Origin of the sequence: Massilia sp. YIM B02763 (assembly GCF_030412015.1) — a bacterium.
Lineage (GTDB): Bacteria > Pseudomonadota > Gammaproteobacteria > Burkholderiales > Burkholderiaceae_D > Telluria.
In genome coordinates this window covers 589,816-602,470 of sequence record NZ_JASNRD010000001.1, presented here as the reverse complement: position 1 = coordinate 602,470, position 12,655 = coordinate 589,816, and the positions used below count along the sequence as shown (strand labels likewise).

Genomic DNA, 12,655 nt, shown 5'->3' with positions numbered 1-12,655 from the left:
ATCGATCAGGGCAATGCCAGCGTGGCGACGTAGCCGGCGGGCACGGCCAGGGGCAGGCAGGTGCAGGCCTGCAGCGCCGCGTCGTCGCCGGCGTCCCATTCGCGCAGCGGCCAGCCCAGGCATTTGAGGCGCGCCTCGCGTTCGCTCCAGGCGCGCGCGAAGGCGGCGTCGCGGTCGCCCTCGGGCACGGCGGCCAGCACCGCGGCCGTGGCAGGGCCCAGATAGTCGCGCGCCACCGCCTGCCAGTCCGGCACGGGCACCACTTGCATGACGTCGATGCCCACCGGACCGTCGAAGCGGAATGCCGCCAGCGACAGTTCTCCATCGTGGCTGATGGCCGCCGCGGCACGGCGCGTGCCGCCGACGATGGCGTACGGCGCTTCGCCACTGCCCGGCGGGGCGTGCAGCACGATGGCATCCGGCGCCACGCCGCAGGCCTGGGCCAGCGCCGCCTGCAGCGCCGCGCGGATGGCTGCCCTGGCGGCGACGCGCCCGGCCTGGCCGGCCACGCCGACGACGGCGGCCCCGTCCATGGGCCAGCCGGCGTCGCCGTCGAATCCGCCAGCCGCCGTCCACCAGCGCACGGGCGCCGCCATCGTCACACCCGCTGTGGCGCGGCCGGCAGGCCGTTCCAGGCGGTGGCGGCCGGGATGTGCTCGCCCTTCATGACGAGGGTCAGCGGGCCGATGCGGGCGTTGTCTCCCACGCGGGCGCTGTACAGCACGGCGCTGCGCGGCCCGACGTAGACCTTGCTGCCGATGTCGACCTGGTCGATCTTCATCACGCGGTCCTCGAACAAGTGCGTCTGCGGGCAGGACAGGGCATTGAGCTCGCTGTGGTCGCCGATGGTCACGCAATCGAATTCCGTGATGTCGGTCGTGTCCATGTAGACGCCGCGGCCGATGCGGCAGCCCAGCAGGTTGAACGCGAGCGGCAGCCACGGCGTGCCGCGCAGGTAGCGCATGAAGTTCGGCACGGCGATGCCTTCGTACATATTGGTCACGCCTTCGGACAGCCACACGAACGGCGTCCACATCGGGTCCGCGCGTTTCTTGTAGCGGCCCAGCAGCAGCCATTTGAAGGCCATCACGAACAGGAAGTTGCCGATGCCGAAGGCCAGGCCGATCAGCGCCAGGTCCCACAGCACTTCGCCCCAGCGGCCGGCGCCCGCCAGCGGCATCAGGTCCAGCACGACCGTGTAGCCGACGGCGATGACGAGCGCATGCGGGGCCACGATGCGGAAGCCCTCGACCAGCGTGCGGCCCAGGCGGCGCAGGGCGGACGGGCGGTAGGTCAGGTGTTCCGGGTAGCCGGCGACCTGTTCGCGCGCCGGCAGGTGGATCGGCGGCGAGCCGAGCCAGGTGTCGCCGCCCGTCATGCGCTCGTTGCGCGGCGCGTGGGTATGCACGCCGACCAGCACGCCTTCGGGCAGCACGGTGCCGTCCGGGATGTAGCTGCCGTTGCCCACGAAGGAGCGGTTCGACACGACGGTGGGTTCCATCGTCATCCAGCCGCCGTCGATCTGTTCGTCGCCCAGCATGACGGCGTCGGCGATGAAGGTCTCGTCGCCCAGCGTCAGCATGTCCGGCACCACGCCCAGCGCCGTCGAGATCTCGGCGTCTCGCCCGACCTTGGCGCCCAGCAGGCGGTACCAGAACGGCGCGAACACGGTCGCGTAGATGCCGTGCAGGACGTTCAGGCTCGATTCCTGGATGTGGCTGACCAGCCATTTTTTACAATAGGTATTGCTGTGCACGGCCGAGCGGCCCGGCGTCAGGCGCGGCAAGAAGCCCCAGCGGATCGCCGCCGACACCAGCATCGTCAGCGCGATCAGCACGGCGCTGGCCGGCAGCGCCAGCACGAAGTAGCGCGCCAGCTGGCCCCACACCGAGTTCTGGTGGAAGCCGGGCAGGGCGCCGCGCTCGTCGAACCAGTCGATCAGCACGAAGCTGGGGAAGACGGGCATGAAGAACACGGTCGCCACCAGCAGGATGCCGAACGTGAAGAACAGCGCTTCGCCCGCCAGGCGCGCGCGGCTGACCCGGGGCCGCGGCGGCAGCGACGACGGGTCGAAGGCGCCCGCGTCGCGCGCCGGCGAGCCGCACCACACGCGCCCGTCCGGCACGCAGGCGCCGTCGTGCAGCGCCGACTGGCCCTCCAGGTGGCCGCGCCGGCCCACGCGGGTATTCCCTTCCAAAATGGCGTAGGACGAGACGCAGGCATCGTCGTCCAGGTCGATCCTGCCCAGGACGAGGCGGCCCCGTTCGACGCGGGCGTTCTCGAAATTGACGCCGTTGCCGATGCTGACGTTGTCGCCGATCGTCAGGAGTTCCGGCGCGCGCAGCGTCATCGAGCCGATCACGACGTCGCGTCCCACCCTGGCGCCCAGCAGGCGCAGCCACCAGGCGTACAGCGAGGAGCCGGCCAGCAGGTAGGTGGGCGCAGCCTCGACCAGGCGGTCGGCCAGCCACCAGCGGAAATAGGTCACGCCCCACAGCGGATACGAGCCCGGCTCCAGCTTCGGCGCGACCAGGCGCTTGCCGAGGATGCCGAACACGAACTCGGCCAGCGTCGCGAGCAGGAACACGCCCAGCGAGGCGGCGACCGCGCGCGCCACCGAGTCGCCCGGGTCGCCCGTATAGAAATGGTAGGTGAAGAAGGGCGCCAGCCACTGGGCCATGCGCAGCGTGACGAGCACGGGGAGCGTCGCCAGCTGCGCCAGGCCGCACAGCCAGCGCCGCGCGGCCGGCGGCGGGGTCCAGTCGGCCTCGATGGCGGCCGTGCCCGCGGCCTGGTCCAGGCTGGAGGCGATCGCGCCGATCTGCCGGTGCTGGTAGATGTCGCGCACCGTCACGTGGGCGAAGCGCGGGTCGGCGCGCAAGGCGGTGGCCAGCCGCGCGGCGAAGAAGGAATGGCCGCCCAGGTCGGAGAAGAAATCCAGCTCGCGCCGCACGGGCTGGCCCGGGAACAAGCTGGCCAGGGCGGCGAACAGCGCTTCCTCGCCCGGCGTCTCGGCGAAATCCGATTCGGCGGGATCGCTCGGCAGCGGCGCGGACAGGGTCATGGCCTTCAAGGCCTTGCGGTCGATCTTGCCCGAGGTCAGGCGCGGCATCACGGGCAGGGTTTCGAAGCGGCTCGGCACCATGTACGGCGGCAGCCGCTCGGCCAGCGCGCGGCGCAGGGTGGTGGGGCCCAGTTGTTCGTCGAGGGCGCCGGCGGCCGGCATCAGGTAGGCGACGAGGCGGTCGATGCCGTCGTCCTTGCGCAGCAATACGGCCGTCGTGCCCACGCCGTCCTGCTGCGCCAGCACGGCTTCGATTTCTCCCAGCTCGACGCGGAAACCGCGGATCTTGAGCTGGTCGTCGGTGCGGCCCAGGCACACGACCTGGCCGTCCCCTTCGATGCGCGCGAGGTCGCCCGTGCGGTACAGGCGGGTATCGTCCGGCCCGGCGCTCCACGGGTTGGCCAGGAATTTCTCGGCCGTGAGGTCGGGCCGTCCCAGGTAGCCGGCCGACAGGCCGGGACCGACGATGCACAATTCCCCGGTATCGCCGCGCGGCAGGATCCGCAGCCCCTTGTCCGTCTCCGTCGAGATCACCAGCAGGCCGTAGTTGGGCAACGGCGTGCCGATCGTGATCGATTTGCCGGGTTCCAGCCGCGCCAGGCTGGCCGACACGGTCGCCTCGGTCGGGCCGTAGGTATTGAACATCTGGCGGCCGGGGCGCGCGAAGCGCTCGACGACCGTTTCCGGACACATTTCCCCGCCCAGGTTGATGATGCGCAGGCTCGGCACGTCCTCGGCGAACAGGGCCAGCAGCGTCGGCACCGCGTGCAGCACGGTCACGCCGTTCTCGAGGAGCAGGCGCGGCAGCGCTTCCGGGTCGCCGGCCGCTTCCTTGGGCCCCAGCCACAGCGTGGCGCCGACCAGGTAGGAAATCCAGATTTCCTCGAACGACATGTCGAACGCGACCGAGAAACCCTGGTAGACGCGGTCGGAGGCACGCACGCCCAGCACCTCGTTCTCGCTGCGCAGGAAGTGGCAGATGCTGCGCTGGTCGATCAGGATGCCCTTCGGCTTGCCCGTCGAGCCGGACGTGTAGATGACGTAGGCCGGGGCGTCGCCCGGCACGTCGCCGCGCCGCCGCAGCGCGGCGCCCTCGGGCGCGGGCGCCAGCAGGCTTTCCGCCATGTGCACCGGCTGGGGCATGTCTCCGAGGCGTTCGCGCATGCGTTCGCTGGAGACCAGGGCTGGCGACTGCGCATCCTCCATGCACACGAGCAGGCGCTCGACGGGCGTGTCCTCGTCGACGGGCAGCCAGGCGGCGCCGGCCTTGGCGATGGCGGACTGCATGACGAGCAGGTCGATCCCGCGCGGCATCCACAGCCCGACGATGTGGCCAGGCCGGATGCCGGCCTCGATCAGGCGCGAGGCGGCGAGGTCGGCCAGCGCATCGAGCTCGCCGTAGGTCAGGCTGCGCCCGCTCGTGACGAGCGCGGGCTGGTCGGGCGCGCGGCGCGCACTGGCTTCGAGCAGGTCGGCCAGGATTTCGTGGCGCAGCAGCTCGGGCTGGTGCGGACCGTAGAGGACATCGGGATGCCGTGTCAGGGAAGAAATATCGTTCATCGACGGCTGCAGGTGAGGGCGGCAGAGGGGGAAAACAAGCACATGCGCGCATCGTACGCGATTTTGGAACACCCGGGATGACCGTCGCGATCACGCACACTTTTGGGGCATTTTTGATCCAAGTCAAACATTAACTCGAAGGTACATCGCTACAATTCGAGACAAATTAATTGCCATGCGGAAAAATCAGAGGAGTCCCCCTTGCGCACCAACCTGCCAGTCACCGGTATCGAATACCACCTCAAAGAAGGCCAATCCATCGTGTCGAAGACGGACACCAAGGGACGCATCACCTACGTCAACCCGAACTTCATCGAGGCCAGCGGTTTCACGGAAGACGAATTGGTCGGCAAGGCCCACAACATCGTGCGCCACCCGGACATGCCGGCGCAGGCGTTCGCCGACCTGTGGCAGACGCTGCAGGCCGGCGAGCCGTGGACGGGGCTGGTGAAGAACCGCCGCAAGAACGGCGACTTCTACTGGGTCGTCGCGAACGTCGTGCCGATCAAGGAAGGCGGCCGCACGGTCGGCTACATGTCGGTGCGCACGCGTCCGGACCGGGACCAGGTCGCGGCCGCCGAGGAACTGTACCGGCGCTTCCGCGAAGACCGCGCCGGCGGCCTGGCGATCCGCCGCGGCAAGGCCGTCGGCACCAGCCTGCTGGCGCGCCTGCTGGCCCTGCGCGCGCTGCCGCTGGGCCGGCGCCTGGGCCTGATGCTGGGCAGCCAGGCGGCGCTGCTGGTCGCGCTGGCCTGCGTCACCGAGGGGGCCGCCTGGCGGGTGCTGGCCGCGCTGGGCGCCGGCTTCACGCTGCTGGCCTGGCATGAATTGCAATCGTCCATCGTGGGGCCCATGGGCCAGGCGCAGGCCGCCGTATTCGCGCTGGCCGGCGGCGACTTGTCGCACCTGCCGCCGCGGGGACGGGACGACGAGATGGGCCGCCTGCTGCTGGCGCTGCGCCAGCTGAACATCAACCTGACAGCCGTGGTGGGCGACGTCAACGACAGCGTGACCTCGATCGAATCGGCCACGCGCGACATCGCCAGCGGCAACGAAGACCTGGCGCGGCGCACGGAGGCGCAGGCCGCCAGCCTGGAGCAGACGGCGTCCAGCCTGGCCCAGGTGGCGGCGGCCGCCGGCCAGAACACGGAGAGCGCCGTGCGCGCGGACGGACTGGTGGGCGCCGCGTCCAGCGTGGCGGGCCGCGGCGGCGATGCCGTCGAGGCGGTCGGCACGACGATGGGCCAGATCAGCAGCTCGGCCACGCGCATCGTCGACATCATCGGCCTGATCGACGGCATCGCGTTCCAGACGAATATCCTGGCGCTGAACGCCGCCGTGGAAGCGGCGCGGGCGGGCGAGCAGGGCCGGGGCTTCGCCGTCGTCGCGGGAGAAGTGCGCTCGCTGGCCCAGCGCTCGGCCACGGCCGCGAAGGAGATCAAGGCCTTGATCGACGATTCGGTCGAGAAGGTGGGCCAGGGCAGCGAACTGGTGGGATCGGCCGGCCAGACCATGCGCCAGGTCGTGGGCGCGGTGAAGGATGCCGCCGCCATCATGCACGCCATCACGGCCGCCTCGCGCGAGCAGAGCCACGGCATCGCCCAGGTGAATGCCGCGATGGTCGAACTGGACGGCATCACCCGGCGCAACGCCGCGCTGGTGGAGGAATCGGCGACCGCGTCGAGCAGCGTCGCCGAACAGGCCGCGCGGCTGGCGCAGGCCGTGTCGGTGTTCAAGGTCGAGCGGCGTTCGCGGGTAGGGTGACGACGCCCGGCCCGCGCCGATCAGCCGCCGGCGCGCTTCGGCTTGTGGCCCAGTTTCTCCAGCGTCTGCATGACGAGCTCGCAGTGGTCGCCCTGCACCTCGATCACGCCATCCTTCACCGTGCCGCCCGTGCCGCAGGCCGTGCGCAATTGCTTGCCCAGCGCCGCCAAAGCGACGGCATCGAGCGCCACGCCCTTCACGAGCGTGACGGTCTTGCCGCCGCGGCCCTTGCTCTGGCGCGACACGCGCACGACGCCGTCGCCGACGGGAGCGGCCTTGGCCGTGGCCTTGCACGTGCAATCGGAGCGGGGATGGCGGCAATCGGGGCACATGCGGCCGCCGTCGGTGGAATAGACGAGACCGCCGGTCGAACTACGTTTCATGCTGGATCGGGAAGTAATGTGACAACGCGCTAGTGTAGCAGGCGGCATGCCGTTCCCGCTCCCGCGGCCGCCGGCACCTGAACGGGCGCGGGCTTGCAGGACCGGCATGGGTGCCCGTCGTCGTGGGAGCTAGCCGCTTCAAGGTTTCTTCTTGCGCAAACGTTTCATCCGTTCCCGCGCGGCCGCGATGTCGCGCGGGTCGCGTTGCCGGAAGAGCCAATGCGCGCCCAGGCCGACCAGGATGGCGACGACAATGCCGGACAGTATCAAGGTCATGTCGGTCTCCTCGTGGAAAAGAAGGCCTTGGACTTGTCCAGGTCCTTCACCGGCACGTTGAGGATGATCTGCTTGTTCATGGCGGTTCCTCCGTCGAGGTTGAAGGGCAATCGGTGTTTCTGGTCATACGACGGATGGCGGCCGCCCATGTCGACACGCCCGCGAAAAAATACATTCCTCCGGCGCGGGATTACCACAGCGAGAACGCCACTCCCGCGAACCAGAGCAGCGGCGCCAGCAGCACGACGGCCACGCACCAGCGAATGACCCTGGCGCTCCGGGCCCGGATGCCGCCATGGCGTTTCGCGAGCACGGCCGACCACAACGCACTTGCGCCGCTCACCACGACGGCGAAAACGTAAGTGACGAAGAGCACACCCATCATCAGGAATGCGTCCGATGCGCCCATTTGTCCCTTGTGCTGCTGCGCGTAGGCAATCACCGCGCCTATCCAGGCCAGGCCCAGCGCCAGCGGCACGATGCCGGCCAACATGAGGACGTTTGCAATGCAGAGTTTGACGTTCGTTGACATGACGCTGCAGTGTACAGTTTGGCAATCGAGGAAAATGCACACATTCTCACGAGTTGCGTATTGAAAATAGGTCAACCTCGACCGATTCACCTAACCGTATGGAATACCCGCGCCATAGTCGTTTTTGATGCACGTCAAGGATTTTGCTGAGTCCGCTCAATAAACTTGCCGCATAGATCGCCACGTTGCCCCTGCCGCGTGGCCCGGCAAGGAGCGTTTTGATGAAGCTGTTCGATGTAATTCCTGTAACTTCCGCTAGTCCCGCCAGCACGGCCGCCCCAGCGCTGCCCGCCGTCGACTTCGACGCGGAACTGATCGCGCGCCTGTCCCGGTCGGGCCCCCGCTACACCTCCTATCCGACCGCCGACCGCTTCACCGAGTCGTTCGCCTACCACGACTTCCTGCGCGCCGTGGCCGACCTGCGCACGCGCGCCAGCGCCAAGCCGCTGTCGCTGTACCTGCACATTCCGTTCTGCGACACCGTCTGCTACTACTGTGCCTGCAACAAGATCGTCACGAAGAACCGCGAGAAGGCCGCGACCTACCTCGGCTACCTGAAACGCGAGGTCGAGATGCAGGGCCGCCTGTTCGCCGGCATGAACGAGGTCGAGCAGCTGCACTTCGGCGGCGGCACGCCCACTTACCTGTCCGATGCCCAGATGGGCGAGCTGATGGACCACCTGCGCCGCTGCTTCCGCTTCGCGCCGGACGACGCCGGCGAATACTCGATCGAGATCGACCCGCGCACTGTGTCGGAGATGCGCGTGCACAGCCTGCGGCGCCAGGGCTTCAACCGCCTGAGCCTCGGCGTGCAGGACTTCGACGCCGACGTGCAGAAGGCCGTCAACCGCATCCAGCCGGAGGCGGAGACGGTCGCGATCATCGACGCGGCTCGCGCGGCCGGCTTCCGTTCCGTCAGCATCGACCTGATCTACGGCCTGCCCAAGCAGACGCCGGAGACGATGCGCGCCACGCTGGACAAGGTGGTCCGTGCCGATCCGGACCGCATCGCCGTCTACCATTACGCGCACATGCCGCACCTGTTCAAGCCGCAGCGCCGCATCCTCGACGGCGACATGCCGGACAGCGACACCAAGCTGGCCATGCTGCAGCTGTGCATCGAGACGCTGACGGCCGCCGGCTACGTCTATATCGGCATGGACCATTTCGCCAAGCCGGACGACGACCTCGCCGTCGCCCAGCTGCAGGGCCGCCTGCACCGCAACTTCCAGGGCTACTCGACGCATGCGGACACGGACCTGGTGTCCTGCGGCGTCTCGGCCATCAGCGCCGTCGGCGCGACCTACAGCCAGAACCTCAAGACGCTCGACGCCTACTACGATGCGCTCGACCGCAACGAGCTGCCGGTGGCGCGCGGCGTGCGCCTGTCGATGGACGATGCGCTGCGCCGCACGCTGATCCAGAAGCTGATGTGCCAGTTCGAGCTGTCCATCGCCGCCATCGAGCAGGCGTTTCCCGTCGTGTTCGCGAAATACTTCGAGCCCGAGATGGCCCGGCTGGCGCAGCTGGAACGTGACGGCCTCGTGACCGTGACGCCCGACTGGATCACCGTCACGATGAAGGGACGCCTCCTGATCCGCAACGTGTGCATGGTGTTCGACCGCTACCTGGCCCGGCACGGCGAGCAGCCGCGCCACTCGCGCACCGTTTGAGCGCATGGCCGTCGTTCCGCTGCATGCGAGGCACGGGGCGGCGCGCACGCTCGACGACGTCGGGCGTGCAGTGCCGCTCGCGGCGCAGCGCCTGCCGGAGCCGGCCGCCCAAGCCAGGCCGGCGCTGGCGCTGCGGGCCGGCCGCGCCGGCGCCTGGTTCGTGCCGGCGCTGCTGGTGCTGGCCGCCGTCGTGTTCTGCGTCTGGCGTGTCGCCGATCCCGGGCGCGCCTGGCCGGCAACGGTCGCCGTGCTGGTCGTGTCCTGTCCATGGGCGCTGTCGCTGGCCGCGCCGACGGCGCTGGCGGCCGCGCAGGAACGGCTGCTGCGGCGCGGCGCGCTGGCCCTCGCGCCGCATGTGCTGGAGACGCTGGAACGTGCAACCCACGTCGTGTTCGACAAGACGGGAACGCTGACGCACGGGCGGCCGCGGCTGCGCAACACGCTCGTCTTCGCCGATGCCGGCGCCGGCGCGAACGGCACGCGCGCCTGCCTGGACATCGCGGCCGCGCTCGAGGCGGACAGTCCGCATCCGCTGGCGCAGGCGCTGCGCGCGGCGGCCGAGGCATCCCTTGCGCCGGCCAAGCGCTCGCGCAGCGTGGCCGGCCAGGGCATCGAGGGCGAGATCGGCGGCAGGCGCTACCGCATCGGCAGCCTGTCGTTCGTGGCGGCGCTGGCGGGCAGCCACCCCGGGGCGGGCGTGCCGGGCGGCGTCACCCCCGTGTGGCTGGGCAGCGCGGCCGGCTGGATGGCGCGTTTCGACTTCGTCGACGAGGTGCGGCGCGAGGCCGGAGACATCGTGCTGGGCATGCGCGAACGCGGCAAGACGGTGATGCTGCTGTCCGGCGACGACGACGAGGCCACCCAGGATGTCGCCATGCAAGTCGGCATCGCCCATGCGCTGGGCGGTCTTCTGCCGCGGGACAAGCTGGACGTCGTGCGCGCGCTGCGGCGCGAAGGCGCGGTGGTGGCCTTGGTCGGAAACGGCATCGACGATGCCGCCGTGATGAAAGGCGCCGACGTCTCGTTCGCGATGGGGCCGGGCGTCCAGCCGGCCCGGCCGCATGCCGATTGCGTGCTGCTGGGCGAGACCCTGGCGCCGCTGGGCGACGCGGTCGACACGGCGGCCGCGGCGCTGCGCGCGATCCGCCAGAACCTCGGCTTTGCCGTGTGCTACAACCTGGCGGCGGTTCCCGCGGCGGCGCTCGGCTGGATCGATCCCTGGATGGCGGGCGCCGGCATGGCGGCCAGTTCGGCGCTCGTCGTGTTGAACGGCTGGCGCTTGCGGGGAGGGCGCTGAAGCGCGCGCCGGCGGCAAGGCGTCGGCACGCAACGGCCATCGATACCGGAAAAGCGTCGGCCAGCATCCTGGTACGTCCACATTCCATGCGGAAAGTGTAGCAATGGCAATGTTTTGCATGGTAGATTGCGACGGCCAAGGTCCGCCTGGCAATGACAATCCAACATGGAAGAGAGCGATGCCGACTACCCGTTTCCACAAGCGCCGCGCGACGATCGCGGCGTTGTTCGTTCCCGTCGTACTGCAAGCCTTGCCCGCGATCGCGGGCGCCGCCCCTGCCGCCGCCGCACCGAATGGGGCGTTCGCCGCCTGGGCCGACCGCTTCGCCGAAGACTGGGTCCGCCTGAATCCGCAATCGGCCACCTCCACCCAGTATTTTTCGGGCAGCGAGCAGGAAGCGCTGGACCGCCAGCTGACGCCGCAGACGCCGGCGCAGCGCAAGAAGGTGGTGGCGCTCGCGAAGACGGGCGTCGCGCAACTCGACAAATTCCTGGCCGGACCGCTGAGCGAGGAGCAGCGCACCTCGGCGTCGGTGATGCGCTGGTCGCTGGCGAATACCGTGGCCAGCGAACCGTATGAAGACTACAGCTTCGTGTTCAACCAGTTCGGCGGCGTGCAGGTGGGCCTGGTGAACTTCATGACGACGACGCATCCGCTGCGCCGCGCGGCCGACGTGTCCAGCTACCTGGCGCGCCTGGACCAGGTGGGCACGCGCATGGACGAGGCGCTGGCGCGGTCGAAGGCCGCGACGGCGAAGGGTTTGATCCCGCCGCGCTTCATCCTCGAGCGTGCCCAGTTCCAGGTCGACAAATTCCTGGAGCCGGCGGCCGACAAGAACGTGCTGGTGACCACGTTCGCCCAGCGCAGCGAAAAACTGTCCGACCTGGCGCCGGACGCGCGCGACAAGGCCATCGCCGACGCCACCCGCATCGTCGAGACGAAGATCCGTCCCGCCTACCGGCGCGTGCAGGCCTACCTGGCCGAGCTGCATCCGAAGACGGGCGACACGGCCGGCATCTCGCGCCTGCCGAACGGCGCCGCGGCCTACCAGCAGGCACTGCGCACCTATACCAGCACCAACCTGACGGCCGCCGAGATCCACGCCATCGGCCTGCGCGAAGTGGCGCGCATCGAAGGGGAGATGGACCGCCACCTGCGCGCGCTCGGCTACACGGAAGGAAGCGTCGAGGAGCGCATGGCCAAGCTGGACGCGACGTTCCAGCCGAAAGCGGACCCGGATCCGCGTCCGGAACTGCTGCAGAAATATGCCGGCATGGTGGCCGACGCCGAGCGGCGCAGCGCCGCCATCTTCAACCTGATGCCGCGCGCCCCGGTCGAGGTGCGCCGCGAGCCGCCGCTGACGGAGCCGTCGGCGGCCGCCCACTACACGCTGCCCGCGCCGGACGGCAGCCGTCCCGGCATCTTCTGGGTGCCCATGCGCGGGCCGTCCTTCGACGTGATCCGCATGCGCAGCCTGTCCTACCACGAGGCGGTGCCGGGCCACCACTTCCAGCTGGCGATCCAGCAGGAACAGAAGGATTTGCCGAAGTTCCGCGCCCAGCGCATCTTCGGCGGCGGCAGCGCGCACAGCGAAGGCTGGGCGCTGTACGCGGAGCGGCTGGCGGTGGAGCAGGGCTGGTACGAGGGCGACATCCCGGGCCTCCTGGGCGCCCTCGGCTCGGAACTGTTCCGCGCGCGCCGCCTCGTCGTCGACACGGGCCTGCACACCAAGGGCTGGACGCGCCAGCAAGCCATCGACTACGGCATCGGCGCGCAGGAAGTGGAGCGCTACGTCGCCTGGCCGGGCCAGGCCTGCGCCTACATGATCGGCATGCTGCGCATCATCGACCTGCGCGAGAAGGCGAAGCGGGAACTGGGCGACAAGTTCGCGCTGCCCGCCTTCCACGACGTGGTGCTCAAGAACGGGTCGGTGCCGCTGGACGTACTGGGGGAGGTGATCGACCTGTGGATCGTGGTGCAGAAGCAAGCATAAAGCCGGAGTAAAGCAACGTCGTCCCTGCGCAGGCAGGGACCCATACTGAGCCCCCGAATTCCGTGTACCGGAGGCACCGTAGTCCGTATGAAAAACTGACTTTGGCGCGTCAG

General features: G+C 69.3%; 9 protein-coding genes. 4 read left to right on the top strand and 5 right to left on the bottom strand.

Annotated features, from left to right (window positions below):
• Positions 1 to 5 precede the first annotated feature (5 nt).
• Together QPK32_RS02565 and QPK32_RS02560 are read right to left on the bottom strand one after the other, a co-directional pair.
• Positions 6 to 596, bottom strand: a complete 591-nt coding sequence (locus QPK32_RS02565; protein WP_290411211.1) for a 4'-phosphopantetheinyl transferase superfamily protein — start codon at positions 594 to 596, stop codon at positions 6 to 8.
• A gap of 2 nt (positions 597 to 598) precedes the next feature.
• Positions 599 to 4,624: a Pls/PosA family non-ribosomal peptide synthetase gene (locus tag QPK32_RS02560; RefSeq protein WP_290411210.1), complete on the bottom strand. Its 4,026-nt coding sequence runs from the start codon at positions 4,622 to 4,624 to the stop codon at positions 599 to 601.
• A gap of 201 nt (positions 4,625 to 4,825) precedes the next feature.
• Here QPK32_RS02560 and QPK32_RS02555 point away from each other — a divergent pair, with 201 nt between their 5' ends.
• Positions 4,826 to 6,388: a PAS domain-containing methyl-accepting chemotaxis protein gene (locus QPK32_RS02555; RefSeq protein WP_290411209.1), complete on the top strand. Its 1,563-nt coding sequence runs from the start codon at positions 4,826 to 4,828 to the stop codon at positions 6,386 to 6,388.
• Between the two features lie 20 nt (positions 6,389 to 6,408).
• Here the strand turns inward: QPK32_RS02555 and QPK32_RS02550 are convergent, their stop codons facing one another.
• From QPK32_RS02550 to QPK32_RS02540, 3 genes are all read right to left on the bottom strand, one after another.
• Entirely contained in the window at positions 6,409 to 6,771 is a 363-nt protein-coding gene (locus tag QPK32_RS02550; RefSeq protein ID WP_290411208.1) for a translation initiation factor Sui1, read from the bottom strand.
• Between the two features lie 138 nt (positions 6,772 to 6,909).
• Entirely contained in the window at positions 6,910 to 7,047 is a 138-nt protein-coding gene (locus QPK32_RS02545) for a hypothetical protein (protein ID WP_290411207.1), read from the bottom strand.
• A 190-nt stretch (positions 7,048 to 7,237) separates the two neighbouring features.
• Entirely contained in the window at positions 7,238 to 7,579 is a 342-nt protein-coding gene (locus QPK32_RS02540) for a hypothetical protein (protein ID WP_290411206.1), read from the bottom strand.
• 221 nt (positions 7,580 to 7,800) lie between these two features.
• Here QPK32_RS02540 and hemN point away from each other — a divergent pair, with 221 nt between their 5' ends.
• The 3 genes from hemN to QPK32_RS02525 all read left to right on the top strand — a co-directional run bounded on the left by hemN (position 7,801) and on the right by QPK32_RS02525 (position 12,542).
• Positions 7,801 to 9,252, top strand: a complete 1,452-nt coding sequence (gene hemN / locus QPK32_RS02535) for an oxygen-independent coproporphyrinogen III oxidase (protein ID WP_290411205.1) — start codon at positions 7,801 to 7,803, stop codon at positions 9,250 to 9,252.
• 4 nt (positions 9,253 to 9,256) lie between these two features.
• Positions 9,257 to 10,549 (top strand): HAD-IC family P-type ATPase, encoded by a 1,293-nt coding sequence (locus QPK32_RS02530; RefSeq protein ID WP_290411204.1) that lies wholly within the window; start codon positions 9,257 to 9,259, stop codon positions 10,547 to 10,549.
• 178 nt (positions 10,550 to 10,727) lie between these two features.
• The gene (locus QPK32_RS02525; protein ID WP_290411203.1) at positions 10,728 to 12,542 is read left to right on the top strand and encodes a DUF885 family protein; all 1,815 of its coding nucleotides are present in this window, start codon (positions 10,728 to 10,730) and stop codon (positions 12,540 to 12,542) included.
• Positions 12,543 to 12,655: the final 113 nt, after the last annotated feature.